The following is a 26,415-nucleotide window of genomic DNA, read 5'->3' as shown; positions in this document are numbered from 1 at the left end:
TACGCATGACAATGAAGGTAAAAGAAGTAGCTAATTTAGTTGGGATTAGTGTGCGCACACTGCATCATTACGATGAAATTGGGTTATTAACCCCAGACGAGACGACAGAGTCTGGATATCGTCTGTATTCCAATGAAAATTTAGAAACGTTACAGCAAATTTTGTTTTTTAAAGAGCTAGGCTTCCCTTTGAAGAAGATTAAAGAAATTATCAAGAGTCCGTCATTTGACCACAAAGAAGCACTACAGATTCATAAGAAAATGCTTCTTGAAAAGCGTGCCAGGTTAGATAAGGTGATAGCGACGATTAATAAAACAATTCAGCATACAAAAGGAGAGATTGATATGACGAATAAAGAGAAATTTGAAGGATTTGATTTTAGTCATAACCCATACGAAGAAGAAGCACGTGAACGATGGGGAGATGAGGCTGTAGATAAAGCGAATAAAACAGCGAAGGGGATGTCTAAAGAGAAACAGGAGGAGTTTAATAATATTTACAGAAATCTAGCAACACTTCGAAATGGAGCACCTGATTCTAAAGAGGCGCAATCCGCAATCGGGGTATGGTACGATTACTTGCAAAACTTCGGTGAATATTCATTAGAGGCCTTTAAGGGACTCGGTCAAATGTATGTTGCTGATGAGCGTTTTACGAAAAATATTGATAAGTTTGGTGAAGGTTTAGCGCAGTTTATGTGTGATGCGATGGAGGTTTATGCGGATCGTAAGAAATAGTAAAAAGGTGGAGGTTTTCTCCACCTTTTTATTTTTTAATCATGTCATTTAAAGTTTGATCCCCCGTATTGTTCAAATGAGGATTATCGCTCATTTCACGTTTTAACATATCAAGACTTTGTTCATATTCTTTATCGTTTAAGCTACCAGATTGAAGACCTTGAATTTGAGAAATCAACTTTTGGTTTGTTGATACATATGCTTTATAATAGCGAGGAACGATGGACAAAGCAGTTTTATATACTTGATCTGTTACGAGTTTCGGATCTGTTGTGTTTGCACGGTATACAACGAACACTTCGTCGTCGGTAACGAGTGTAGCGGCATTGGTGACGTCAGGAAGTTTGACTGTCATGCTTGTAATCATTTCAGCGACTTTCTCACGGTTAATGGCGCCTACTTGTTTGTTAGATACTTCATGTTTTTGTTTAGATGAATAGCCTACCCTTGTGAGCCGTGTATTTGTATTTTCCGTATGATACATGTCGTTTTTGTTGGAAACAAGAACACGACTTCCTTCTTCACGCTCCATTTCGGCTTTATTAGTTGATTGGCAGCCTGCAAATAAGGAAAGAGTGAGAAGAGAGAGTATAATTTGTTTTTTCACGATGTAGCACCTCCTTCTCCATAGCATGCACTAATTTTCAATTTTTTGTATTTGAAATTGTTGGTTGTTATGCTTTGTGATACGATAAAAAGAAGAATGCTTAGAGAGGAAGTTCATAATGGAGCAAAAGCAAGAGATTCATACTACGGTGAGCGTTAATAATGTTCAGTACGAAGTAATTAAAAACTTTCGTGACGGTTTTAGTGAAGAAGCACTTAAAGAGCGCTATGCAGAAATTTTAAATAAATATGATTATATCGTTGGAGACTGGGGTTATGAGCAACTTAGATTGCGCGGATTCTTTGATGATAGTAATCAACGTTCGACATATGATACGAAAATTAGTACTTTATCAGAGTATTTATACGAGTACTGTAACTTCGGTTGTGCACACTTTGTATTGCGAAAAGTGAAGAAATGAAAAAATCCTCTTACGATTGTAAGAGGATTTTTTCATAGCAATTATACCAATTATGAGGAGGCTGTTTACATTACATCTAATTCATTCAATAAATCAATCGTACCTTTTCTCACCTTTAACATGAGAGTCCTCCTTACAAACAAATTGAAATGTAATCACCTTCAGAAAGAGTTTTGTTTGGTTTCATTTGTTGTCCATTTAGTTGGATAGCTCCATTTTTAATTTTCTCCACAATGAGTGCACGGCTCCAATCAGAAATATATGTGGATAACACTTTATCAATCCGGTGGGAACCGAAAACTATGTCTAATACGATCGTTATTTCGGCTATACCACTTTCTTTGTATTGTGTAATGGAAATAGTAGTACTTGTTTCCGTTTGTTCTTGCTGAGTCATATCGACAGTTTCGACGTGATCAGTAAATGATTTATAAATATGAAGTTTTTGATTCCACGTATGATCTTTCGGACATTTATAAATTGCAAATCGGTATATGTTCTTTCCGTTTGCGTTATGCCTGCGAATGTTCATAGTGCGTCTGCAATTTTCACAGCCATTTCCGAACGTGAAAGCCCATCGTCTTTAGGCATGGGCTGAAAGTGAGGTTGGATACGGAGTACCACTAATGATCGTAAGGTTTGTGGTACTTTAAGTGTTCAAAGTATGTTTCTTCGAGTCTTTTTGTTGTAATTTTTCGGAAATAACTGATACATTGTAAGTATGATTATAGAAGAACGAAAACGACCGTATCATTCACTATCATTTTGTATTTTGTCCACGATACAGAAGAAAGTTTTTTAAAAACACTACCAATACTTAGTCCTGTTGATGCAATGGCAAATGTAGAAGGAGTGACATCAAAGCGTTTGAGAGAATAATTTCCTCATCTCATGTACTTGCAAAGTTTATGAACGCGTTCCTTTTTTGTTTCTATTGCTGGAAATGTATCAAGTGAGGTAATTCAACAATATGTTGAAAATCAAAAAAACAAGGGGGTGAAACGTATGTCACAGGCCCTAACAGTTAAAGTGAAATTGATTCCAACAAAAGAACAAATTAGCTTATTGGAACAAAGTAGCTGTGAGTATATCAAAGTTATAAATATGCTTGTATCTGAAATGGTTGAAGCAAAGAAAAGCACGAAAAAAAGTACAAAAGATATTGAAGCGAATATCCCAAGTGCGGTGAAGAATCAAGCAATCAAAGACGCGAAAAGTCTGTTTGCTACAAAAGTAAAGAAAAGCAATTATAAAATTATTCCGATTCTAAAGAGACCTGTTTGTGTATGGAACAATCAAAATTATTCATTTGATTCCACTTATATTTCAATCCCGTTTATGGTAAATGGAAAGGCAACACGTTTAAAAATCCGCGCTTTATTAAACGATAAAAACAATCGCAATTTGGATTTGTTAACACATAAGTTAGGTACACTTCGTATCACAAGGAAATCGAATAAGTGGATTGCACAAATATCTGTCGCGCTTCCTATAAATGAAAAAGTAGGGACAAGAATTTTAGGAGTAGACTTAGGTCTCAAAGTTCCTGCGGTAGCAATCACAGATGATGATAAGGTTCGTTTCTTTGGGAATGGTAGGCAGAACAAATATAGGAAGCGTAAGTTTCGTAGTGTTCGTAAGAAGTTAGGAAAAGACAAAAAAATGAATGCCATCCGGCGATTTGATGATAAAGAACAAAGGTGGATGCAAGAAAAAGATCACAAAATAAGTCGTGAAATCATTAATTTTGCGATTGCTAATCACATTTCTGTCATTCGATTAGAACAACTAACGAATATAAGACAGACGGCAAGAACAAGCCGTAAAAACGAAAAAAACCTACACACTTGGTCATTCTATCGTTTGTCAAAATTTATTGAATACAAAGCAATATTAGTTGGTATTAAGGTTGAATATGTGAATCCGGCTTATACAAGTCAAAGCTGTCCGAAATGCGCTGAAAAGAACAGGGCACAAGACAGAAAGTACAAGTGTCAATGTGGATTTGAGACACATCGTGATATCGTTGGGGCGATGAATATTCGCTACGCAACTGTGATTGATGGTAACAGTCAATCAGCTTAAGCACCTATATGGTCTGGTTTAGGAGGGGCAATGAGATGCCCTTATCTTGAAGGCTGTTCAAAACAGAAATGGACTGCGAACGTTTAGTCATTCAAGAATCCCACACCGCCGTAACTCCGTAAGGATTCGGGCTTGCGACTTCAATCGTGGGAGTCTCAAAAAGTAAATGTTGGCATACGCAGATAACGTCCTTTCTATCCAAATAGATTTGTTCATAAGTATAACACATAAGATTGAAAATTCAAAATATAAATTGTAAAAAAACACCAGCTAACATAGCTGGTGCACCAGATAAATTATATAAGTTCAAATAAAAATGAGCGTAATTCTTCTGCATTTTCTTCAGACATCGAAAATGCATGCTCTAAGTAGCCTTGTTCGTTTAAATCGTCAGGACCAATGATAGCAAATTTGTTGCTTTGCATATCAAGGACTATCGTTTTACCGTAATGACGATCGGAGTATAAAAGCGCTAAATCATGACGCTCATTTTCCCCCAAAAAGCTAACGAAACGAGTTCTTGTAGCGACTGTATCGTCGTACAGAAAGAAACGTTCTTCCATACACATGGCTCCTTTATTAAATATCTAAGTTTAAGTGTGGTTTATGATCTAAATGGTGATGCGTTTTAATGAAACGTACTGTTCTTGTTTTGTAACGCATTACGATAGAATATGTTTCAGCTAAATCTCCGCCAAGGAATTTCACGCCGTCTAATAATTCACCAGCAGATACACCTGTTGCTGAGAAGATTGCATCATCACCAGATACTAAGTCATCTAACATAAGAAGTTGACGAGGATCTTCTAATCCCATTTCACGACAACGAGCTTCTTCTTCTTCGTTCATTGGAACTAAGCGAGCTTGCATTTCACCTTCAAGGCATTTTAATGCTGCTGCAGAAATAACGCCTTCTGGAGCTCCGCCTACACCTACGAATAAGTCGATACCTGTTCCAGGTAAAGCTGTAGCGATTGATGCACCAACATCTCCATCACCAAATAGTTTTACGCGTGCACCTTTTGCACGAACACGGTCAATAATATCTTGATGACGTTCACGTTCTTGGATGATAACCGTTAGGTCACGAATTTTTTTATTGTTTGCTTCTGCTACAATATCAATTGTTTTTTCAATTGGATCATCTAAGCTAATTTTACCAGCTGCTTTTGGACCAACCGCGATTTTTTCCATGTACATATCCGGAGCATGAAGAAGGTTTCCTTTATCCGCGATTGCGATAACTGCCATTGCATTTGCAAGGCCTTTCGCAACGATGTTTGTACCTTCTAATGGGTCAACGGCGATATCTACTTCTGGACCGTTACCTGTTCCTAGTTCTTCACCAATATACAACATCGGTGCTTCATCAAGTTCTCCTTCACCAATTACAACTGTACCTGCCATGTTTACTGAATCGAACATATCACGCATAGCTGTAGTTGCTGCATCATCTGCTTCGTTTTTCTTTCCGCGGCCCATCCACTGTGCGGATGCTAAGGCTGCTGCTTCTGTTACACGGACAATTTCTAGTGCGAGTTCACGTTCCAAGGTTGCATTCCTCCAATTTCAAAAATCATACAAATATAACTATAACAAATAACGAGGAAAAGGTGAATTCGAAAAATTGTCGATTTTTTCAGAAGAAAGCGTTACAATTAAAATGTAAATGCTTTAATTTCCAGGTAGGTGACATTCATGTACTTCGTAGACAGAAAAAAAATAGAACAAATGCTAGTGTGTTTAGAACGAGCAACAAATACATTTCAAGAGAAAAAGACATATGAAACCGAGTTTGAATTTTACGCATTAGAGCGCATGGCGCATCTTATTATCGATTGTATATTAGATGTAGGGAATGCGATGATTGATGGATTTATTATGCGCGATCCAGGAAGTTACGAAGATATTATTGATATTTTAATGGACGAGAGAGTTATAAGTGGAGAAGAGGGAGCGCATATTAAAGAAATTATTCTTCTTCGAAAAATGCTTACGCAAGATTATATTCAAATGAATCATGATGAATTATATAAGACGATTCAAAAACATATCGCCGTGGTAGAGAAATACCCAGCGAATATTCACAGTTATTTAGAAAAGGAATTAGGACCTGTATCTGCATTTGTACCAGAATAATTGTGCTTATAAGATCCCCGGGAATTCCTTTGGGGATCTTATATTGTATAGGAGAAAGAAAAGGGAGAAGGGTGAGCTATGGGGGAAGCACGTACTACGAGAGAAGAGATTGTACAATTACTGAAGATAAAAGGAGAGCATACTGTAGCAGAATTAGCCGAAGCTTTAGAAATTACAGAGATGGCGATTCGTCGACATTTAAGTAAACTAGAAAATGATGAGCTAATTTATTCAAAGATGGTAAGGCAGCATGTTGGACGCCCAACATATTTGTATGGATTAAGTCAAAAGGGAGAAGATACATTCCCGAAAGAATATAAGCAGTTTGCTATTGAAATATTAGATGATTTAGCTCGAATGGGCGATGAAAAAATACTTCGTTACGTTTTACAAGCGAGAACGAAACGAATGGAAGAACAGTTAAAAAAGAAGATAAGTAACCAAAGTAATTTAGCGTATAAAGTACAAGAAATAGCTGCTATGCAAGAGAAAAATGGTTATATGGTTCAAATAAAGAGAGATGGGGAACGCTCTTTCATACTTGAAAAGCAAAACTGTCCGTTAAAGGAAATAGCGGAGAAATACCCGCAAGTGTGTGAAGATGAAAAAGATATGTACAAGCGGTTATTAGCAGGTGCAAATGTGAAAGCGCTAACGAACATGTGCGTGGGCGATTGTAATTGTTCGTACCAAATAAAAGAGAAAAAATGAACGTTATGGGACGCTTTAAGGTAAAGCGTTTTTTTCTTTTGAAAAAGGGGTTAATATAAGAGTGGTATGATAGATGAGAACGTTAGCATAGAAGGAGAGACAAACAGATGTATAAAGGCTATTTAATTGACTTAGACGGTACAATGTATCGCGGTGAAGAGCAAATTGAAGAAGCAAGCGACTTCGTAAAAGCGTTAGGAGAGCGCGGTATTCCATATTTATTCGTTACAAATAACTCAACTCGTAAACCAGAACAAGTTGCAGAAAAGCTTGTTCGTTTCGATATTCCAGCGAAAGCGGAGCAAGTATTCACAACAAGTATGGCTACAGCGAACTTTATTTATGAGCGTAAACAAGATGCAACTGTATATATGATTGGTGAAGAGGGCTTACACGCTGCTCTTGTGGAAAAGGGATTTGAAATTGTGGATGAAAATCCTGATTTCGTCATTGTTGGTTTAGATCGCGATATCACATATGAAAAATTAGCAAAAGCGTGCCTTGCTGTGCGTAACGGTGCAACGTTTATTTCAACAAATGGGGATATCGCAATTCCGACTGAGCGCGGATTATTACCAGGTAACGGTTCATTAACATCAGTTGTTGCAGTATCAACAGGTGTGGACCCAATCTTTATTGGTAAACCAGAATCAATCATTATGGAACAAGCGTTAAAAGTGCTTGGCATAGGAAAAGAAGAAGCTTTAATGGTTGGGGATAACTACGATACAGATATTTTAGCGGGGATAAATGCTAGTATGCATACCCTTCTTGTCCACACTGGAGTAACAACTGTGGACAAGTTAACAGAATATGAAGTACAACCGACGCAAGTTGTGCACAACTTGACGGAGTGGATTGAGAAGATGTAATGAAATGCAGGTAACCGGAGGAGGTTGCCTGTTTTTTTATGCATAATTGCATATGTACTGTAGTTATATAAAATGTAGAATTTATATGTATTGATATAAAAGGGGAGGGAATAAGAGTGTACTGGATGTCATGCATTATGTTTGTTTTTGCATTATGTGTTTTGTTCTTTGTTCTATGGAAGATATATAAAATAAATGCAATGAAAAAAAGCGCGGGAAAACTTATTGCAACATATCCTCGGGTGAAACGGCGTTGGATTGCATCACTTGGACCGGCGTATTTCATCGGACAATGTATGTATACATATGCTCAGTACGTAAGTGGTGATATTGGTACAATTGAACAGTTTCTCGTTCAGTCAGGTAGTTATGCTGTAGTAAGTTGTTTTATGACTTTAATAGCTATCCATCTGATTAAAAGTGTACAAATATATGAAAAAGGTGTAATAGACGGATTGAACTTTTATTCATACGAAGAATTAAAAGGCTATAAAACATCAACATGGGAAAATCCAAAGGAAAATATATTTTTATATCGCGGGCGAGAAAAAATGAATGATAATGTAAATTTACTTATTAGACAGGAAGATATGAATGAATTAGAAAGCATTCTTCAAAGATATATTCCGAAATTGATGATGAAATAAAAACTCCGGTTGTTATAACCGGAGTTTTTTATTAAAATGCACGATTCACAACGTCTTTAACTTCTTCAAGATAGTGTTTACGCACACTGTCATCCACAGAAGGAACACTCGTATAGAATGTATGCTCAAGTGTTTCAATGCCTGTAAATTCAAAAATACCAACATCCGCTGTTTTCTTCATTGCGTCAAACATACCACCTGCTGTGTATGCTTCTTTTGTATTTCCCATTGTAGATAATAATAATCCTTTTTTACTGCTTAATAACTTTTCAATGCCATTTTCACCGTAAGCATAAGCGAAGCCGTGGCTAAATACGCGGTCAACATATCCTTTTAAAATAGCAGGAAGTCCTGCCCACCAAACGGGGTAAATGAATGTAATGCTATCAGCCCAAGAGATATGCTCTTGCTCTTCTTTAATATCTTCTGGTGTATTTCCTTGAGAAAATGAGGTGAAATCGGAAGCACCTAATACTGGATTGAAATTTAATTCGTATAGATCACGAACGCGCACTTCATGCCCTTTTCCTTCTAATTCACTTTTTACAGTTTCTAAAATTGCATGGTTGAAGCTTTCTGTATTCGGGTGTGCATAAACGATTACATGTTTCATTGTTCTTCCTCCTATTTGTGGATATGTGAATAGTTTTTATATATTTGTGTAACTATTATGTTTACTTTCGTTGCGAGAATCAACTTTTCTGACATGAGAAATAAAATGAAACTTTAATCGGTGGGTGGGCCATCCCGCACTGAGTATTTGCTCACACTAATCGGGCACTTACTACCGGTTAATATAAATGTTAGTATGTGACAAAAAAATACAAAATAGTAGGGATTTTGCATTTCTGAATAGAATATATAGATTGGTAAATAGAGAGAAGGGGATATTGGGATGAATATTATTGAAATTGAAAGGTTAGAAAAATCATTTGATATTGGGGATAGTAAAGTAAAGATCTTAAAAGATATTAATGTTCAAATTCAAAAAGGAGATTTTGTTTGTATTATGGGGGCAAGTGGATCGGGTAAAACGACCTTACTTCAGCTGCTAGGTGGATTAGATATTCCATCGGTAGGTAGTATTCGAGTTGATGGTACAGAGATTTCAACATTAAAAGAAAAAGAGCTCGCTTTATTTAGAAGGCATAAAATCGGTTTTATTTTTCAACAGTTTAATTTAATTCCAGTGTTTAATGCGGAGGAAAATGTAGGGTTGCCTTTACTATTAGATAATGTTTCGCACAAGAAGGCAACGGTGACAGCAAATCGTTTATTAGAGCTCGTTGGATTGAAAGGAAAAGAAAAGCATTTACCAGCACAGTTATCAGGTGGGCAACAGCAAAGGGTTGCGATAGCAAGAGCTTTTGCAAATGAGCCGGCTATTATATTAGCAGATGAGCCAACAGGGGCGTTAGATTCAGAAAACAGCAAAAATATTATCGCGGCACTTCGCAATGCATGTGATGAATTAGGGCAAACAGCTGTCATTGTAACGCACGATCCGTTCGTAGCGGCCCATGCTGATAAAGTCGTTTTCTTATTAGATGGTGAGGTGATTCATGAGCATACTGAAAGTAAAGGGTGGAAATTTCGAAATATCCCGCAACAAGTTACTCAAATTCAAGAGATTATGAATCGTCACTTTAAAGTAGGAGGTAAAGGTGATGCGATGGGTAATTAAGTATGCGGTAAAATCGATGAAACAAAATTGGTTGCGAAATATGTTGATTGCCCTCGGTGCAGCTTTAGGTGTTATGTTAGCGACGATGTTATTACTAGGTAATCAATCAGTAGAGCAAAGTGTGAAGGAACAAGTAGTAAGTCGGTATGGAGATTATAATTTACAATTTGGCTATATAAAAAATGACATGTATTTAAATAATGAAAGTTTAAAAGGAATAGATGGCTTAGAAAATGCTGAAAAAATATCAAAAGCACTTATACCGTATCCTTTTCCACATTATAAAGAACTATCGGGAAAGCCATCTTATTGGGGTGTTGAGCAAGATTCTCCAGAAATGCATTCTTATAAAATATTAGAAGGACGATATCCGAAAGAAGGTGCTGAAGTAGCACTGACAAAAGGGTATACAGATCGTGAAAATATACGGGTAGGAGATACGATTAAACTGCCATTCCCGCAGCATGGTGAAAAGGCTGTGAAAGTTGTCGGTATTTTAAATCCACCGTTAATGGCGTCAATGGGGCATAGTGCTTATTTTCCAATCCATTGGCTTCAAAAAGAATTAAATTTACCAAATCAATTCAATCTTGTTCAAGTGAAAGTACAAGATGTAAATGTGAAAAAAGCAATTGCTTTTGATGTATATAAAAAGATTGAAAATATAAAGGTGGACCAACGTACTTATGTAGATAAGGCATTTGAACGCCTAAATGTAATGAAGCCATTAATTTTTAGTTTAGGTGGTATTGCCTTATTTGTTGTAGCCCTTTTAATAATGGGAAGTTTCTTCTTATCTGTCAGAAGTCGATTTAAGCAATGGGCATTATTACGTGCACTTGGTAGTAATCCAAATCAAATTATATTAGTCGTTTTATTAGAGGCTTTATGTATTGGGGCAATCGGATCGCTAGCAGGAGTTATTCTTGGAGCGGGTACGCAAACAATCGCCGCATCATTCATTAATAAATGGGTGAATATTGAGGGGGCAGGGAAAGCATCATTCTCGATTTCAGGTGAGATTTTACTCATTACGTTTTTACTAGGGATTGTTATGTCTGTCATAGGGGCTATTATACCAGCTTTCATGGTTAGGAAGATTCCACCAGTTCAAGCACTTCGGCCAGGTCTTCCTAGTAATGAGAAAACAGAAAAAAGATGGAGTGCTTTTAGCCTTAGCATTTTAATCATTGGTACTGTTATTGGACTAGCAGGTAACGTAGTAGAGCAGTATATCGGTTTTAATCCAAGTGCGATAGGAGCGCTGTTATTTGCAGTTGGTTTGTTATTTGCGATTCCGTTATTTATTCGGATGATAGCACCAGTGATTGCAAAACCACTTCAAATGATATTACGAATTGAAACGACGATTAGCAGCCGGAATGTAATCCGTTATCGGAATAAGGCAGCTGTATCGGTTGCTATACTAGCATTTGGTTTTATGTTAGCACTTGTTGGAACGATGTATATAAACTCTATTTACGAAGGCATGAAAGATGGGTTACAAAAACATTTACCAGCTGATTTAGTAATAAGAATTCCAATAGAGTCGCAAAGTACTGAAGTATTACCATTTAGTTGGATGGAGAAGGTTAAAAAAATTGATGGTGTAGAAGAGAGCGTAGCAAATGTTACTGACTTTACAGCGAAGCTTATAAATTATGATTTTAAAAAAGCGGATCAAGAGTGGTATGAAAATGTGAGGAAAGATGATTTTGAATATGATGTGATAGAAGTTGTGGGGAATGATATTGTTGCTTATCAAAAAGTAACCAAAGCGAAAGTGATTACAGGACAAGATTTAAATAAGCCATTACAAGATGGTGAGGGAGTCGTTACGAAGAGAACTGCTAAAACATTAGGGATTCAGTTGCATGATACGATTGAAGTACAAGGAAAAGGGAAAGAAAAACAAACGATTAAAGTCGTTTCGATTATTGAGCAAGGATTAAGGGGAAGAGGATTAGACATTTTCGTAAATGAACAATGGGTTCGTGATAAGTTTCACGTGCAAGGATATGAAGCAATTCAAGTTATGACAAATTCTAATCAATCATTTGAAGAGATTAAGAAGCAAGTAAAACAAATTACAAATAATAAAGAGAACGTAGAAGTTATTAATAGCCATGATTTATTAAAAGAACAGGAGCAGTTATTATCGCAAATGATGATGTTAATTCGCTTGTTAGTTGTAATTGTTTTCATTATTTCTGGTATAGGGTTAATGAATGCGATTGTCTCAAGTTTACATGAAAGACGTGCTGAAATTAGTATGATTCGTGCGGTAGGAGCTATTCCGAAGCAAATGAGACGGATTGTTTTATTAGAGGGCACTTTACTTGGAGCGATAGCTGGTTGTATTGGGGTTTTAGGTGGAATTGTATTTAGTTATATTGTGTTATCAAGCTTAGAGTTAACGGTTATTATCATTCCGTATAATCAAGTTTTAATATTGGCACTAGCTAGCATTATACTCGGAGCAGGAGCAGCAATGATTGCTTCATTACAATTAAGAAGGTTCAAATTAAGTGATACTTTAAAAGAGTTATCAGCATAAAAGATTACTATATTCCACTCATACAAAGAACAAAGAAGACGAATAAAATGATAACAATACCAATGCCAAAGTTAAATACAAGAGTACTATCCATATATGTAACCTCCTTGTTTGAAAGTAAAAAGCACTCTGGCTGGAGTGCTTTTTATTATCCGAATCTGTCGCAACGAACGCCGCAACATATAGAAAGGGAATAATGCGTTTAAAGAGTTATATTAATTTATGCATTAATTTTGTAAATGAGCAGGTCCTGCTCAGGTATAGAAAAAAAGACACTCTTTCGAGTGTCTTTCATGATGACAAAACGTGCCAATTGCTTGAGTTTGATAAGACGTTAATTTTCCGGTTAACAGTCTTTCTTAATCAAGAAGTGTAACAACAGCGATTCAAATAAATTTTAGCATTTTTTAAAGGGGTGTGCGTATGTAACTATGCATATTACGATTAGAGGAGAATCAAGTTTGGAAAATGAATGAGTAAATACATATAGATTAGTAGAGTATTTGATAAGGAGCGAGATGAATGGATATACATAAGTTAACAGAAGAAGAAGCGAAAGAAATAAATACGTGGAAGTATGAAAATCCCTATACGTTATATAGCTTTTCGGGAGATGCTGAAGTAATAGAAGAGTTGCTAGATGGAACGTATTACGGTTGTTGCGGAGAGAATGGAGAATTCATCGGCTATTTTTGTTTTGGAGAAAATGCACAAGTGCCAGGGGGAAGAGATGCTAATTTATATAGGGGAGAAGATGTAGTAGATATTGGGCTTGGAATGAAGCCGGAGTTAACAGGAAAAGGGATGGGGGAAATATTTTTTCAAGCGGGAATAGCATTTGCTACTGAGGAATTGAATTCGAAAATGTTTCGACTGAGTGTAGCGACATTCAATAAGAGAGCGATTAGGCTATATAAAAATATTGGATTTCAAGTAGGACCTGTTTTTTGGAGCCGTGGAAGAGAGTTTATGCTTATGGAATATGAAAGGCCGTCAGTATGAAACTGACGGCCTAGATACGTTACTCTGAATGCTCAGCACGGTGCGCTAAACGACTTGAAGCAGCGGCAGCGATTCCGCCAACGATATCATCAAGGAATGTGTGCACCTTTCCAGTTGATTTATCATTTAAGTATTCTAAAATACCTGGTTTTAATTTATCGATATATCCAAAGTTCGTGAAGCCAATTGACCCGTACACGTTAACGATAGAAAGCGCGATGACTTCATCAATGCCATATAGTCCTTCATCGCGTTTTACGATATCTTGTAACGGCGCGCTTAACATTCCCTTTTCAGCAAGGACATCAAGTTCAATGCCTGTAATCAGTGCGTTTTGTACTTCTCGTTTTGATAGTACACGCTCAACGTTATAGCGACATTCTGACATCTCTAAATTTGCATGGTATTTCTTTTGAAGAAAATGAACAAGTTCAGCAATATCGTCAATTGTTACACCGCGTTCTTGTAATAGTTGTAATGCTCTTTCTTGTAGTTGATTTGAGTCTTTCATGTTTATCACCTTTTTTTCTTTTTAGTATTTGTATACGTTTCATTGCTTTATCATGTGCATAGGAATGAAAGGCGAGCACAAGCTCATATATATAAAGAAAAACCATAGGTGGCGACTGCGATGATTCAGCATATTTATGAGCATTATCACATGCATGTTAAAGAATTAATCCCCCTTGGCCCCTATAAAAGCTTTTGGATTCGCAACAAAATTTATGTACTTGTTCCAATTGGAGAAATGGAGGAAGAAGTACTTGTAGAGATGAAAAAGCTCAGTGATTATATGAACCAGCAAGGGGATATAACTGTTTCGACTTTCGTTCCGACTATACACGGCTACTATGTAAGTGAGATAGAAGAAAAAAATTACTGCTTATTAAAAGGTATGCGTATGTTAGAGCGACATGCTACATCATTAGGAAGTGAGCTTTCTATATTCCATAAACGTGGCGCATTCTTTCCAGAAGAAGTTGAGCAATTAAGCCGCATTGGTGAATGGAAAGCATTATGGGAAAAAAGGCTCGACCAATTAGAAAGGTTTTGGCAATCGCAAGTGATGAACCATCCTTCAGACGTATTCGATCAATTGTTTATTGAATCCTTCCCGTATTACTTAGGAGTTGCAGAAAATGCAATTCAATATGTTGTCGATACAGAAATGGATGATACACCACAAATAACTGACGCAGCAACAATTTGCCAAGAACGATTTACACCTTTATTATGGCAGCAAACGAAGCGTTTAAAACTTCCTTTTGATTGGGTATATGATCACCCAAGTAGAGATATAGCAGAATGTATTCGCTATATGATGATAGAAAAAAAGAAAGATTGGGAGCAAACGGTAGTTCAATTCATTACAGATTATGAACGTAATTATTCGCTCTCTTCATTTGGTTGGCGCTTATTATTCGCAAGGCTTCTGTTCCCGCTTCACTACTTTGAAACAATTGAACGATATTATCAAACAGGAAACGAAGAACAAAAAGGCATATATAGAGCCCGTTTAGAAATCATTTTACATGATGTGAAGCGCACTGAGCAATTTATGAATCATTTTTACGAGTCATTTCGTTTACCTGTTGATAAGTTAGGCATTAGGAAATTAGATTGGCTGTCTTAAAATGAAAAAAGAGACCGGGTGAGGTCTCTTTTTTATATATCACAATTGTATGTAATACATTATGCCCCTACCTGTTGATCTGCACATATATTTAAAATGAATTGATGTCTTTCGATTTTTTCATTTACTTTACTCAATAATTCTTGCTGGATTTCTTTAAATAAAAATTGATAACTTGCATTCCATGTTGGTATAACGGATGAAAGGTCTAATAAATACTCTTTTTTCTTTTCTAGTTCTTGAATTGTTAAGAAAGTGTTCCCCATTCTTGGCATGTGTCGTCCCCCTATGTTTTTTTCTGTATATGTGTGAACGATTCTATAGTATTAATTATCGCACTTTTTGAGAAGGATTTCCAATTTTGTTTTATGATGTTAAAGGGGAAGTGTTATTTGAATAAAAAAAGAGACCCATTTGGGTCTCTTTCTAGGAAGCAATTCTGAACGAGCCGCTTCTGCTTTTAGATTAATATCTAGCTCCAGCGGCTAAAATGTTCGGTGGCTTCGCTTCTTCCGCCTCACATTTTGGACGAGCCGCTTCCGCTTTTAGATGTTATCTAGCTCTGGTGGCTAGCTCTTCGTGTCTAAGAACCTTCCGCATAAGAAGGCAAAAAGCGCCTTCTATGCGAAAGAACCTTAGCCAGTCAGAGCTGAACGAGCCACCGCCGCTTTTAGATAATGTCTAGCTCCAGCGGCTAGAACAGTCGGCCATTTCGCGCCTTCCTGTGAGGCAAAAAGCGCCTCTTCGTCAGGAGCTCCAATGACCTTCTGTTCTGAACGAGCCGCTTCCGCTTTTAGATTAAAATACTTGTTCTACTTCAATAACGCCTGGTACTTCTTCAAGTAATGCGCGTTCGATACCAGCTTTTAGTGTGATTGTAGAACTTGGGCAGCTTCCGCATGCACCCATAAGGCGTAATTTTACGATACCTTCTTCAATGTCTACTAATTCAACGTCTCCGCCATCGCGAAGTAAGAATGGACGTAATTTATCTAATACCTCTAGTACCTGTTCTTGCATATGTGGGTTTTCCATTTTTATCGACTCCTTTCATCAGTTTTATTATAATCAAGATAGAGGGGAAAATCTATTTTTTCTCTTCTTGTTTTATTGTCAAAATATTATATCGTGTGTACAACGTGTTTTTTCAGTATAGGGGTATGGAATAAGTTTGTAAAATGATGTGCTTATGAAATAAGACATCTGAATATACTGTTAGAACGAGAAGTGGGGGAGAAGAAATGGTTAATGTGCAAGTGTATGGGACGAAAGTAATTTGTGCGAGCTGCGTTGGAATGCCATCTTCAACAGAAACGTTTGAGTGGTTACAAGCGGCGATTGGTCGTAAATATGAAGGACAAGAAAATAAATTTAAGTTTGAGTATATTGATTTTCAAGAAGAACAAGAAGATGAAGATAAAAAAGTATTCGCAGAGCGAGTAGTGGAGGAAGATCTATTTTATCCAGTCGTTCTTGTAAATGGTGAAATCGTTGGAGAAGGAAATCCACGTTTGAAGGATGTTTATGAAGAAATCGAGAAATATTTATAAAGCATGAAGCCTTTGCGAATTTGCGAAGGCTTTTTTTATTGGAGGGATAGATGTGGAGAATGGAATAAAACATGCTTTACCAGAAGAAGTAAAGCAATTAATGGAGCAGTACATAGTAGAATTAAAAGGAATTTTTTCGGATGAAAAAATAGTCGGGGTATATATTTACGGATCAATCGCGCTAGGAGCATTTCATATAGAAACGAGCGATGTTGATTTTGTTACGGTAATAAGTGATTCCGTGAATGGAGCTGAAAAACAACAAATTATAGAACTGCATAAAAAAATTAGTAAAAGTACGTTAGGTAAAAGAATGGATGGTATGTATATTCCGCTTGCTGACTTAGGGAAATACAATCATGAAATAAATGAGTACGTGTATTGTACAGATGGTAAGGCTGATATTGGTCATTGGGATATTAACGCGGTCACATGGTGGACATTGAAAAATCAAGGTATTACAGTTAGCGGGAAAGAAGTAGAAGACCTTTCCTTTCAAATAAAGTGGGACGATGTAGTAAATACAATGAAATACAACGTAGAACATTACTGGCTTGAAAAAGTGAAGCGTCCTTATTTATTTTTCATAGAAGAATGGGTAGAATCAGCTGTCGTTACGATGGGACGTATTTTATATACGTTAGATCATAAAACAATTGTTTCAAAAGATAGAGGATTACAATACATGTTGGAACTTTACTCTCATAAGTGGGAGCCTTTATTAAGAGAAGTAGAGCGAATGAGGCAGAATCCAGAAGGAAAGCGAATAATCTCAAGGTGGAGAAGGGCTGATATGACGAAGCAGTATTTGCTGCATTTAATTGAAACATGTAGAGAGAAATGGTAGGGGAAAAAACAGACGATACAGTAAATTGTATCGTCTGTTTTTGTGTTAAAATTGGTATATAATGGTTTAAAAGGTTTAATTATACTGGAGGAGATAGGATGAACACAGAATTAGCTACATATGAAGAAAAGAATATACAAATGAGTATGCTCGAAGTAATTAGCATTATAATAATTATTTTTGGGGTAATGCATGGATTTGTTTTTTTGAACTTTTTATATGACTCCTCATTATATCCATGGTATGTAGACCATCTTATTCCACTCTTTACGTTTTGTACGATTATTGTAATGTATGCACCAGCAAGAAATTATTGTTCACAGCTAGTAAAATCACTACAGTTCAATAATTTTAAACATTATGTAACAATAGTAATGACGATGATCATACTGCTTATATATCTTGCGGTATTAAATTTAGTTTTACCACATGGGCTTAGTGTGGATGAGTCAAATATAGTAATAGAGCCTACTATAAGTGAAATCATTTTATACGTAGTTGTACTCACCATTTTTGCACCGATTTGGGAAGAACTTTTATTTCGGGGGATATTTTTCACGAAATTATCTCAGCGCTTCTCTACACTTACTAGTATTGTTATAAGTGCTTTTATATTTACTTTAGGTCATCCCCTTACTTTAGGTAGTATGTTATATATTTTTGGTATAGGTGTATGTTTAGCCTACACATATAAGAAAACAAATAATTTACTCGTTCCATGGGGAATTCATTTATTAAATAATTCATTTTTTATATTAGTAAATTTTCAAATGTAAAAAGACGCCTTTTTGAAAAGGGCGTCTTTCCTATTTTGCAGTAGGTAGAAAAGGCTTTACAAGTATTATGTAGAGGAAAGATAATAGAAAAAATATGTGTATGGGGGAAGACGATGAGTAAGTATAAATTACATATAAATAAAGAACAATTATGGATAGTTTCATGTGAAACATTTTTATTATCAAATATATAAAATTCTTAACTTAGTGTATTAAACGTATCATTTATAAGTATTTTAATATATTTAAAAGTAAAATGGAATAATAAACAGGTAATTGTCGGAATATATTCGATTTACGTTCATTTTTATGAAATATATGTACTTTTTGTTAGATTCCTTCTTTTTATTTCTATAAAATACACGTATGTAGAAATAAGAAAAGGATGATGTACGTGAAGGACACTGTTTTACAAGAAACAATTTCTCCGCAACAGTTACATACAGTCGTTCAAAAGAATACGGCGTATTATGACTTTAAGTGGGGAAAAGTAGAAAATCCAGCGCAAGGAAATACGTGGAACTGGGTAGCCTTTTTCTTTCCATTTTTTTGGCTAGCTTATCGTAAAATGTATAAGTTATTTACTATACTTACATTATTGGCGGTACCTAGTGTATTTGTAACTCCTTTTATAGATATTCCAGATGAGATTTATTTAACATTTAGTGTAGTTCTTCAACTAGGAATGATGATATTTACTGGATGGCAAGGAAACCGTTTATATTATAAGCATGCTGTTCGTATTTTACATAAGGGAGAAAATATGCCTGATCATGAGAAGGCGTATTACTTACAATCAAAGGGTGGCGCTAGTTATGCTGGCATGATTGGTTTACAAGTTATTGTGGTGATAGTATTTGGCGGAGCCACGTTCGGACTATCCTTTTTACCAACTGAGCCAAACGTTAAAAATGTTGTTCGTTCAAGTGGTGAAGGTGTTACTTTAGAGATTATGACGGATAATCCAACGTGGAAGTTTGTAAAGAAAGAACAAGATTATGAAGTAGTAGAATTTACTGGATATGATTATGAAGAGAAGAAAAATATAAAAATTAAATTTGCTGTTTATTTCGATGAAGATTATTTCGAGTGGCAGGAAGTATATGAGAATAATAAGAAGTTAAGTGAAGAAGAGTTAGAAGAATATCAATTTTACATTGAAGAAAATAGTTGGAGTTTCTAGTGAGAGCTCGTTCATTTTGAAAAGAAGAATCTTGTGAAGGTTCTTCTTTTTTATTGGAAACACTATACGAATTGAAAATTTGTAAAATACAATAAAAAATGAGAATTTGAGGTAGGGTTGTCAATAACGTGAGACTATGGCAGTATAAAGAAATGCTATACAAATTTTATTTATCGAGATGTAAACATCAAATTTGATTTTTACGTATAAATAATGAACGGAGGAAATGAATTTATGGCTACTTTACCAAATTGTCCAAAATGTAATTCAGAATATACGTATGAGGATGGCGCTCTTTTCGTATGTCCAGAATGTGCCCATGAGTGGGGTCAAGAAGCGGAAGCTGAAAGTAATGATGGTGCAAAAGTTGTAAAAGATGCGAATGGAAACGTTCTTCAAGATGGCGATGCTGTTACTGTAATTAAAGATTTAAAAGTAAAAGGAACTTCTTCAGTTGTAAAGATTGGTACGAAAGTAAAGAGTATCCGTCTAGTTGAGGGAGATCACGATATTGATTGTAAAATCGATGGTTTCGGAGCTATGAAGTTAAAATCACAGTTCGTTAAGAAAGCGTAAGATTAGCAAAGAAAAAAGACGCTCTGTAAGTAACGTGCAGAGCGTCTTTTTTATGATTGTACTTCAACTTCTTTCAACTGGCACCGCTTATTAAAGAACGTTTTATACCCAAGCTGTAAGAAGATAATAACAGAGAAAGCTGTACTTCCAGAAATGCCAAGTATAATCGCAATTTGATATTGGATAGCTGTAAATGGTGATACACCGGATAAAATTTGTCCTGTCATCATGCCTGGAAGACTTATAATTCCCATTCCGACCATGGAATTAATTGTTGGTAAAATAGCAGAATCGAAAGCGTCCCGTATGAGCGGAGCAGCTGCTTGTTTTGGAGTTGCGCCAAGCATAAGTGCACCTTCAATATGGTCTCTTTGTGATTTCATACTGTTTAAAAAGGTGTTTGCCCCGAGGCAAATACCTGTCATAGCGTTACCGATTAGCATGCCGGCAATAGGAACGATATACTGCGGAGCATACCAAGGATCGTGTCCGATAATGACAAAGATAAATAGTAGAAGAGGGCCAATTGATCCAGCAATCATGGAGAGGGCGGCTACTCGTTTTAATTCTTTTGACATTGGAATATTAACTCGTTTATAAATATTGAAAATCGCAAATGTAGTAATAGAAGTAATGAGAGCTATTGTATAAAACGGATTACTATTTTCAAATATGTATGTAAGAACATATGCGACTAGTACGAGCTGAATTGTCATACGTAATGTAGCAATTGTAATTTGTTTCTCACGCGGTATTCCTTTTAATTTCACAAGCCCGATTAAAATAAGGATGAAAATATATGCAGCTGCAAGTTGCCAAATTTGTAGTTCAATAACGCCCTTCAATTGATAGCACTTCCTTTCTAGTTGCACCGTTTGTTTTACTAATTTCAATAATATCGTCTGCGATTTCTTCTGGAAGTTGTTGCGAGTGCGTGATGAAGATAACTGTTTTTTTCTTTTCTCTTGCTAGCATAGTAAATTGTTTCATAACGCGGCGTTCTGTGTCACCATCTAGTGCCGAAGTTGGTTCATCTAATAAATAGACGGGCGGATCCATTAGTATAATACGAGCGAAAGCAAGTCTTTGTTTTTCGCCACCTGATAAAGAAGAGGCGTTATCTTCTAATTTTTTATCTAGGCTAACAGTCGTTAATGCGCCTTGCAGGGCATCGTCATTTGGAAATGGCTTTTCAGAAAATCGAAGTCCCATTAATAAATTATCTTTAATTGTTCCATCAAAAATAGGCGGAGTTTGTCCGAGCATGACAACTTCACGGCGTAATTGAATGGGAGGATAATCTAAAATAGATTTTCCGTTATATTCAATTGTGCCAGATGTTGGTGATTGTAAATCGTTTAACATGCGAAGTAATGTGCTTTTACCACTACCACTTTCACCGATAATACAAGTTGTTTTTTCTTTTTGAATCTGTAAATAAGGAATGTGTAGAATATCTTTATATATGATGTCTTTTAATATAAACATAAATTGCTCCTTTCTGATTCTAGTTATATCGTATCAAAAAGGGAGAAAAATAGGAAAATAAAGTCTATTCAGAGGGAACATCTTTTTTCTTTGTTTGTAGGATTAGATCGTTTTGAGACGGAAGTTAGCTTCGTTAATAAGTTTAGCAAGCGATCTAAGTCTTGACTGAGAGAAATGACTTTATCGTGAGAAAATCCATATTTTTCAACGAGGTGGATTAATTCTTTCTTTTTCACTTCTATTTGATTATTTAGTTTTGTTAAGTTCATAAGTGAAATGAAATGCCTCCTATTATGTGTAGTACTTATAGCATAAAAAATAAGACCGAACGTATTCGGTCCTAAAGAAAATAATAAAATGAAACAACTCTTACATATAGCATACACTTTTAATTGATAGTTTTTAATATTAAAATAGGGAAGTTTCGTGAATCTATATTGAGAAAGTTATTTTTTAAAAATGAATAGAAAAAGGCTGTCTACTATGTAGGCAGCCTTTAAAGTATTAACCGTTATGATATTTGTACATCCAAAGAAGACCGGATTTTAATAATCTCGGTACACGTCCCATTAATGGTTGGTTTGCTAGTAAACCAAATCCGTGTTTTTTGCCGAGAGAACCGAGAACACCTTTTAATTTAATAACAGGCAGTTCATCAGGAAGGGGTTCATTATTCCAACGTTTTAATAATATTTGGACAATTTGTTCTCCTTGACCTTCAGCAAGTTGAGCAGATGGTGCGTGTGGAAGTGCTGCACAATCTCCTACGACATAAACGTGCTCGTTATTTGGAATATTGTGATATTTCGTTAAAACAACCCGTCCGCTACCATCTTGTTCTACTGGAAGGTTTCGAACAACTTCATTTGCTTGAATACCAGCTGTCCAGACGATTGCATCACATTCAAGTGGTTCATCATGGTTGTATACAATGTTTGGTTCCACTTTTGTAATGTTAGAGTTTCGTATAATGGTAACTTTATGTTTTACAAACCATTCTTCTACGTATCTACTTAATTTCTCTGGATATGGGAATAAAATTCTATCTTTTCGATCAAATAAATAGATTTTTAAATCTGAACGGCTTTCGCGAAGTTCACTTGCCACTTCAACGCCGCTTAAACCAGCCCCAACGACAGCTACTGTTGCATTTGGTTCTAAGCTATTTAATTGTTCATATGTCTTACGTGTTTGTTCAATTGATTGTAGGCTATGTGTATATTCCTTTGCCCCAGGAACGTTATGATATTTATCTTCACAGCCAAGCCCGATAATTAAATCATCATATTGAATCGTTTCACCGCCATCGAGATGAACGGCCTTCGTTTCGAGGTCAATATTTGTTACTGTTCCGTATTGAATATTGAGACGTGGGTGCTCAGGAAACGGTATGCGAATATGCGTTTCTGAAATTGTACCCGCAACTAATGCATAATATTCAGTTTTAAAGCAATGATATGGTACTTTGTCGATTAATGTCACTTGTACATCATCTGGAAGTTGGTTGCTTGGAAGTAGCCGCTGCAGAATTCTCATTCCACCGTAGCCACCACCTATTAGTACGAGGTGTTTCATGATGGATTACCCCTTTTCTGTTGAAATATCCCCTAATCATACAATTTTATATTAATAAAATATTTTGACTTTACACAATCAAATTATATCGAATTTGTGAACAAATAACAATGCATGAATGAATACTCTGTTGTACAATAAGAAGAAAAGTAAAGTAAGTGGTTTTCATTTTCTAGTTACTATTTACTATTTCATTATGAGTAGTATGTTATATAAAGAAGACCATCTATTATGAAGTGAAATAGTGAAGTAACTAAATAGTTTAGAATATATAACGAAAACAACAAGAAACAGCTTAGTTTTCTTCTTATAAATAAAGTGGAATGGTAACAAGTAGAGAGGGTTACTTATCCGTTTCGCAAATTAGGTATGCACATACCATATAAAGTAAATGGTAATTTGTTTAGAGATACAGGGGGGAGAGAGTTTTGATTAAACCATTAATCGAATTTTGTGTAGGTAACCTTGCAAGCGGTTCGCAAGCAGCTTTAGAAAAATTAGAAAAAGATCCTAATTTAGACGTAATGGAATATGGTTGTTTAGGATATTGTGGCATCTGTTTTGAAGGTCCATTTGCACTTGTAAATGGTGAAGTGGTACAAGGTGCAACAGTAGAAGAACTTGTAAATAATGTATATGATTATATGGATGAAAATCCAATGTTTTAAAGCGTTGCAAACAGGCAACGTTTTTCTTTTTTCATTTATCCCGCTATTTGCGGGCAGTAAGACTCCCACCTCAAAATCCAGCTGAAGCAAAGAATTTAGGTTGAAGCCCTGTTGCCCGTCCCCCCACTGATTAAAGTTTCACTTTATTAGGAGTGTTTATTTCGAAAAAAAAAGCCCTTTTAGAAGGGCTTTTTTCTTACACGATTTGTGTAAGAACGGCTTATTGCCAAAACACTGTCAAATATGAGAAACGGGGGACATTCATATTGTGTTCTAAAAGCATGCATTTTATACTTGAAATAATAAATTATTTTTGGAGTGAATAAAAATGAGCCAATTTTCTTTTACAAAAATGCATGGTCTTGGAAATAGTTATATATATGTAAATATGTTTGAGGAACAAATTAGAGAAGAAGATTTAGCAATTGTAGCGGAAAAGGTTTCAAATATTAATACTGGTATTGGTGCAGATGGAATGATTTTAATTTGTCCTTCTGACGTGGCACCAGTAAAAATGCGCATGTTTAATAACGATGGCTCAGAAGGAAAGAGCTGTGGAAATGGTTTACGCTGCGTAGCGAAATATGCGTATGAGCATAAACTAGTAGAAGGTAAAGTTTTCACAATTGAAACGTTAGCTGGTATTGTTACGGCAGAAGTAACGGTAGAAGATGACAAAGTTACATTAGCGAAAATCGACATGGGAGCACCTCGTTTAACACGTGAAGAGATACCGATGCTTGGTGAAGGAGAAACACCATTTATTCGTGAAAACTTCTTATACAATAATCACCGTTATGCATTTACAGCTGTTTCAATGGGGAATCCACATGCGGTTATTTTTGTTGATGATGTAGAAAAAGCGCCTCTTACAACGTTAGGACCGGTTCTTGAGACGCATGAAATGTTCCCAGAGCGAGTGAATGTTGAATTCATCGAGATTTTGAATGATGAGGAGATGAATTTCCGCGTTTGGGAACGAGGATCTGGTGTAACACAAGCTTGCGGGACAGGAGCATGCGCAGCTGTCGTTGCGGCAATTTTAAATGGGAAAATGGAACACGGTAAAGAAATTACGGTTCACTTAGCAGGCGGCGACTTAATGATCGCATGGACAGAAGAAGGAAATGTATTAATGAAAGGACCTGCGGAAATAATTTGCCGCGGAGTGTATGAGTACAAGATAGAAGCGTAAAGATGTATAATAGAATGAGAACAGAAAGGATGGTGTATTTCATGATTGAAGTAACAGAACAAGCAGCTTTTCAAATTAAAGATATGTTAAAAGATGCTGAAGATGGAGAGAAGTACGTGCGCCTTGCTGTACATGGCGGCGGATGTAGTGGTCTTTCTTACGGCTTAGGATTTGAAGTAGAACCAAAAGAAGACGACACAGTTCTTGAGTTTTTCGGTGTTGAATTTGTTATCGATAAAGAAAGTGCTCCGATTGTAAAGGGAGTGAAAGTTGACTATAAGCAATCTATGCTTGGCGGCGGATTCACAATCGACAATCCAAACGCGATCGCATCATGTGGATGCGGATCATCTTTCCGTACAGCGTCGAATGCTGGTAAGCCAGAAGATTGCTAAGTTTTTTCATCCCTTTATTCTAAGTGGAAATTGAATGGGTAGGTTGCATATAAAGACCTTCTTAGCGATGAAACCAAATCGTTAAGAAGGTCTTTTCTTTTGCGCTAAAAAGAAAAAGAGCATGACAAAGATAACGAATATATGCAAGAAGAAGGATAAAGAGGATGCATGAAGGTGCAGGCCATATCAAATTGTATAGAACTGACTCGTTCCATATTAATTAAAATACGCTGATTACTAGAAATTAAAAACTACCGGAGGAATTACAATGAAGTCATTTAAGAAAGTACTGGTATTAGGGATGACGTTGGTTACAGCATCAATATTTGGAGCATGTTCTAACGATACCGACGTGTTAACAAAAGCGGGAGCAAAGCAACAGGTGAAATCGGAAGCGGAAGTACTAAAAGAACAGAAGGAAACCCCTATGACTACGAGCGAACGTGACAGCATTAAATATGAGGACGCTCCGTCATCACAGAAGCGTTATATTTCTCGCGACGAAGCCGAAAAGATTGAGGAAGGCATGACATATACGGATATTCTTAATACGATTGACTACGGCGGTGAGAACATAAAAAATTATAATAACAAGGAAAAACGCGTGTTTTATACTGAAAAGGATACGGATGGTACATATGAAATTATGGTTGAATTAAATACATATGGTTACGTTGTTAATATTGAACGCACTGCTATAAAGGATGCGGATAAAGAGAGTCAGGTATCTACGAAAAGCAGTGAAGAGCCTGTAAAGGAATATGAAGAAAAAAACGACCGCGTACCGTGGTATAAAGATGTAAATAACGATTCGGCGGAAGTAGACTATAATCACTATTTGAAAATCAAAAAAGGTATGCCTGCGAATCAAGTAAAAGCTGCGATTGGACAGCCACGTATGATTGAGAAATATAAATCGTATTCAGTATACGGCTATACCGGTTATGGCGGCGAAGGAACATTACGTGTAATATTCGAACCGAATGGAACTGTTACGCAGGTAGTAGAAGATGGATTACAACGATAATAAGTTAATTACGGGAACAATTGCAGTAAAGTTGTCGGTG

General features: G+C 36.1%; 31 protein-coding genes and 2 pseudogenes. 21 read left to right on the top strand and 12 right to left on the bottom strand.

The features are described 5' to 3' along the window. Positions 1 to 5: 5 nt before the first annotated feature. Positions 6 to 737 (top strand): MerR family transcriptional regulator, encoded by a 732-nt coding sequence (locus tag QCI77_RS25265; protein WP_353825610.1) that lies wholly within the window; start codon positions 6 to 8, stop codon positions 735 to 737. Between the two features lie 28 nt (positions 738 to 765). On the opposite strand, the gene QCI77_RS25260 is transcribed toward QCI77_RS25265, so the two are convergent. Beyond that, complete coding sequence (locus QCI77_RS25260; protein ID WP_002015915.1) at positions 766 to 1,344, bottom strand: YhcN/YlaJ family sporulation lipoprotein; 579 nt, start codon at positions 1,342 to 1,344, stop codon at positions 766 to 768. Between the two features lie 118 nt (positions 1,345 to 1,462). On the opposite strand from QCI77_RS25260, the gene QCI77_RS25255 reads away from it, so the two are divergent. Beyond that, a complete protein-coding gene (locus tag QCI77_RS25255) occupies positions 1,463 to 1,765 on the top strand; it encodes a YutD family protein (RefSeq protein WP_002015914.1) in 303 nt (100 codons plus the stop codon). A gap of 133 nt (positions 1,766 to 1,898) precedes the next feature. Here QCI77_RS25255 and QCI77_RS25250 read toward each other — a convergent pair. Continuing rightward, positions 1,899 to 2,318, bottom strand: a pseudogene (locus QCI77_RS25250) (cytoplasmic protein); the annotation flags it as partial. 155 nt (positions 2,319 to 2,473) lie between these two features. Between QCI77_RS25250 and QCI77_RS25245 the strand changes: the two are divergent. Together QCI77_RS25245 and QCI77_RS25240 are read left to right on the top strand one after the other, a co-directional pair. Beyond that, a pseudogene (locus QCI77_RS25245) lies at positions 2,474 to 2,761 on the top strand (transposase); the annotation flags it as partial. Between the two features lie 9 nt (positions 2,762 to 2,770). Beyond that, a complete protein-coding gene (locus QCI77_RS25240) occupies positions 2,771 to 3,850 on the top strand; it encodes an RNA-guided endonuclease TnpB family protein (protein WP_113769718.1) in 1,080 nt (359 codons plus the stop codon). 296 nt (positions 3,851 to 4,146) lie between these two features. On the opposite strand, the gene QCI77_RS25235 is transcribed toward QCI77_RS25240, so the two are convergent. Both QCI77_RS25235 and glpX read right to left on the bottom strand, forming a co-directional pair. Then, positions 4,147 to 4,413 (bottom strand): DUF3055 domain-containing protein, encoded by a 267-nt coding sequence (locus QCI77_RS25235; RefSeq protein WP_002015912.1) that lies wholly within the window; start codon positions 4,411 to 4,413, stop codon positions 4,147 to 4,149. Between the two features lie 16 nt (positions 4,414 to 4,429). Then, positions 4,430 to 5,401, bottom strand: coding sequence for a class II fructose-bisphosphatase (gene glpX, locus QCI77_RS25230; RefSeq protein WP_002015911.1), 972 nt, complete (start codon positions 5,399 to 5,401; stop codon positions 4,430 to 4,432). A gap of 147 nt (positions 5,402 to 5,548) precedes the next feature. Here glpX and QCI77_RS25225 point away from each other — a divergent pair, with 147 nt between their 5' ends. The 4 genes from QCI77_RS25225 to QCI77_RS25210 all read left to right on the top strand — a co-directional run bounded on the left by QCI77_RS25225 (position 5,549) and on the right by QCI77_RS25210 (position 8,219). Beyond that, positions 5,549 to 5,989: a DUF86 domain-containing protein gene (locus QCI77_RS25225; RefSeq protein WP_002015910.1), complete on the top strand. Its 441-nt coding sequence runs from the start codon at positions 5,549 to 5,551 to the stop codon at positions 5,987 to 5,989. A gap of 78 nt (positions 5,990 to 6,067) precedes the next feature. Beyond that, a complete protein-coding gene (locus tag QCI77_RS25220; RefSeq protein ID WP_002015909.1) occupies positions 6,068 to 6,700 on the top strand; it encodes a helix-turn-helix transcriptional regulator in 633 nt (210 codons plus the stop codon). Between the two features lie 107 nt (positions 6,701 to 6,807). Continuing rightward, the gene (locus tag QCI77_RS25215) at positions 6,808 to 7,572 is read left to right on the top strand and encodes a TIGR01457 family HAD-type hydrolase (protein WP_002129729.1); all 765 of its coding nucleotides are present in this window, start codon (positions 6,808 to 6,810) and stop codon (positions 7,570 to 7,572) included. Between the two features lie 116 nt (positions 7,573 to 7,688). Further along, positions 7,689 to 8,219: a hypothetical protein gene (locus QCI77_RS25210; RefSeq protein WP_002166524.1), complete on the top strand. Its 531-nt coding sequence runs from the start codon at positions 7,689 to 7,691 to the stop codon at positions 8,217 to 8,219. A 31-nt stretch (positions 8,220 to 8,250) separates the two neighbouring features. Here QCI77_RS25210 and QCI77_RS25205 read toward each other — a convergent pair whose 3' ends face one another. Further along, entirely contained in the window at positions 8,251 to 8,832 is a 582-nt protein-coding gene (locus QCI77_RS25205) for an NAD(P)H-dependent oxidoreductase (protein ID WP_353825609.1), read from the bottom strand. A 282-nt stretch (positions 8,833 to 9,114) separates the two neighbouring features. On the opposite strand from QCI77_RS25205, the gene QCI77_RS25200 reads away from it, so the two are divergent. The 3 genes from QCI77_RS25200 (at position 9,115) to QCI77_RS25190 (ending at position 13,462) form a co-directional block, all read left to right on the top strand. Further along, on the top strand, positions 9,115 to 9,903 hold the full coding sequence (locus tag QCI77_RS25200) for an ABC transporter ATP-binding protein (RefSeq protein ID WP_353825608.1): 789 nt from the start codon (positions 9,115 to 9,117) through the stop codon (positions 9,901 to 9,903). Further along, positions 9,887 to 12,460 (top strand): FtsX-like permease family protein, encoded by a 2,574-nt coding sequence (locus QCI77_RS25195; protein WP_353825607.1) that lies wholly within the window; start codon positions 9,887 to 9,889, stop codon positions 12,458 to 12,460. The genes QCI77_RS25200 and QCI77_RS25195 overlap by 17 nt, the downstream gene beginning before the upstream one ends. Positions 12,461 to 12,982: 522 nt before the next feature. Then, positions 12,983 to 13,462, top strand: coding sequence for a GNAT family N-acetyltransferase (locus QCI77_RS25190; RefSeq protein ID WP_353825606.1), 480 nt, complete (start codon positions 12,983 to 12,985; stop codon positions 13,460 to 13,462). A gap of 19 nt (positions 13,463 to 13,481) precedes the next feature. On the opposite strand, the gene QCI77_RS25185 is transcribed toward QCI77_RS25190, so the two are convergent. Beyond that, the gene (locus tag QCI77_RS25185; RefSeq protein ID WP_002089340.1) at positions 13,482 to 13,973 is read right to left on the bottom strand and encodes a phosphatidylglycerophosphatase A family protein; all 492 of its coding nucleotides are present in this window, start codon (positions 13,971 to 13,973) and stop codon (positions 13,482 to 13,484) included. A 120-nt stretch (positions 13,974 to 14,093) separates the two neighbouring features. On the opposite strand from QCI77_RS25185, the gene yutH reads away from it, so the two are divergent. Next, on the top strand, positions 14,094 to 15,095 hold the full coding sequence (yutH, locus tag QCI77_RS25180; protein WP_002089339.1) for a spore coat putative kinase YutH: 1,002 nt from the start codon (positions 14,094 to 14,096) through the stop codon (positions 15,093 to 15,095). Between the two features lie 59 nt (positions 15,096 to 15,154). On the opposite strand, the gene QCI77_RS25175 is transcribed toward yutH, so the two are convergent. Beyond that, positions 15,155 to 15,370 (bottom strand): hypothetical protein, encoded by a 216-nt coding sequence (locus tag QCI77_RS25175; RefSeq protein ID WP_001137788.1) that lies wholly within the window; start codon positions 15,368 to 15,370, stop codon positions 15,155 to 15,157. A 523-nt stretch (positions 15,371 to 15,893) separates the two neighbouring features. Further along, positions 15,894 to 16,130, bottom strand: coding sequence for a NifU family protein (locus tag QCI77_RS25170; RefSeq protein ID WP_000431159.1), 237 nt, complete (start codon positions 16,128 to 16,130; stop codon positions 15,894 to 15,896). A 206-nt stretch (positions 16,131 to 16,336) separates the two neighbouring features. Here QCI77_RS25170 and QCI77_RS25165 point away from each other — a divergent pair, with 206 nt between their 5' ends. The 5 genes from QCI77_RS25165 (at position 16,337) to phnA (ending at position 20,027) form a co-directional block, all read left to right on the top strand. Next, positions 16,337 to 16,645 (top strand): YuzD family protein, encoded by a 309-nt coding sequence (locus QCI77_RS25165; protein ID WP_002068102.1) that lies wholly within the window; start codon positions 16,337 to 16,339, stop codon positions 16,643 to 16,645. A gap of 52 nt (positions 16,646 to 16,697) precedes the next feature. Next, complete coding sequence (locus QCI77_RS25160) at positions 16,698 to 17,492, top strand: nucleotidyltransferase domain-containing protein (RefSeq protein WP_353825605.1); 795 nt, start codon at positions 16,698 to 16,700, stop codon at positions 17,490 to 17,492. Between the two features lie 98 nt (positions 17,493 to 17,590). Then, positions 17,591 to 18,268, top strand: a complete 678-nt coding sequence (locus tag QCI77_RS25155; RefSeq protein WP_353825604.1) for a CPBP family intramembrane glutamic endopeptidase — start codon at positions 17,591 to 17,593, stop codon at positions 18,266 to 18,268. A gap of 388 nt (positions 18,269 to 18,656) precedes the next feature. Beyond that, the gene (locus QCI77_RS25150; RefSeq protein ID WP_060749325.1) at positions 18,657 to 19,451 is read left to right on the top strand and encodes a DUF2628 domain-containing protein; all 795 of its coding nucleotides are present in this window, start codon (positions 18,657 to 18,659) and stop codon (positions 19,449 to 19,451) included. Positions 19,452 to 19,685: 234 nt separating this feature from the next. Beyond that, positions 19,686 to 20,027: an alkylphosphonate utilization operon protein PhnA gene (phnA, locus tag QCI77_RS25145; protein WP_002089332.1), complete on the top strand. Its 342-nt coding sequence runs from the start codon at positions 19,686 to 19,688 to the stop codon at positions 20,025 to 20,027. Between the two features lie 50 nt (positions 20,028 to 20,077). Here phnA and QCI77_RS25140 read toward each other — a convergent pair whose 3' ends face one another. The 4 genes from QCI77_RS25140 to QCI77_RS25125 form a co-directional block, all read right to left on the bottom strand. Further along, entirely contained in the window at positions 20,078 to 20,872 is a 795-nt protein-coding gene (locus QCI77_RS25140; protein ID WP_002129719.1) for an ABC transporter permease, read from the bottom strand. Beyond that, a complete protein-coding gene (locus QCI77_RS25135; protein ID WP_016102210.1) occupies positions 20,856 to 21,515 on the bottom strand; it encodes an ABC transporter ATP-binding protein in 660 nt (219 codons plus the stop codon). Before QCI77_RS25135 ends, QCI77_RS25140 begins: the two co-directional genes overlap by 17 nt. A 68-nt stretch (positions 21,516 to 21,583) precedes the next feature. Continuing rightward, positions 21,584 to 21,784, bottom strand: coding sequence for an aspartyl-phosphate phosphatase Spo0E family protein (locus QCI77_RS25130; RefSeq protein ID WP_044439152.1), 201 nt, complete (start codon positions 21,782 to 21,784; stop codon positions 21,584 to 21,586). 235 nt (positions 21,785 to 22,019) lie between these two features. Next, positions 22,020 to 23,090: an NAD(P)/FAD-dependent oxidoreductase gene (locus QCI77_RS25125; RefSeq protein ID WP_353825603.1), complete on the bottom strand. Its 1,071-nt coding sequence runs from the start codon at positions 23,088 to 23,090 to the stop codon at positions 22,020 to 22,022. Positions 23,091 to 23,518: 428 nt separating this feature from the next. Between QCI77_RS25125 and QCI77_RS25120 the strand changes: the two genes are divergently transcribed. The 4 genes from QCI77_RS25120 to QCI77_RS25105 all read left to right on the top strand — a co-directional run bounded on the left by QCI77_RS25120 (position 23,519) and on the right by QCI77_RS25105 (position 26,375). Further along, entirely contained in the window at positions 23,519 to 23,758 is a 240-nt protein-coding gene (locus tag QCI77_RS25120) for a YuzB family protein (RefSeq protein ID WP_002015892.1), read from the top strand. Positions 23,759 to 24,086: 328 nt separating this feature from the next. After that, complete coding sequence (gene dapF / locus QCI77_RS25115; RefSeq protein ID WP_002015893.1) at positions 24,087 to 24,953, top strand: diaminopimelate epimerase; 867 nt, start codon at positions 24,087 to 24,089, stop codon at positions 24,951 to 24,953. A 41-nt stretch (positions 24,954 to 24,994) separates the two neighbouring features. Then, positions 24,995 to 25,348 carry a HesB/IscA family protein gene (locus QCI77_RS25110; protein WP_002034566.1) on the top strand — a complete coding sequence of 118 codons (354 nt, stop codon included), beginning with the start codon at positions 24,995 to 24,997 and terminating at the stop codon, positions 25,346 to 25,348. Between the two features lie 268 nt (positions 25,349 to 25,616). Then, on the top strand, positions 25,617 to 26,375 hold the full coding sequence (locus tag QCI77_RS25105) for a hypothetical protein (protein WP_002015896.1): 759 nt from the start codon (positions 25,617 to 25,619) through the stop codon (positions 26,373 to 26,375). Positions 26,376 to 26,415 lie beyond the last annotated feature (40 nt).

The sequence above is a fragment of the Bacillus cereus group sp. MG9 genome (genome assembly GCF_040459995.1).
Lineage (GTDB): Bacteria > Bacillota > Bacilli > Bacillales > Bacillaceae_G > Bacillus_A > Bacillus_A mycoides.
The sequence above is the reverse complement of the archived record's forward strand: the minus strand, read 5'-3'. Positions and strand labels throughout refer to the sequence as shown.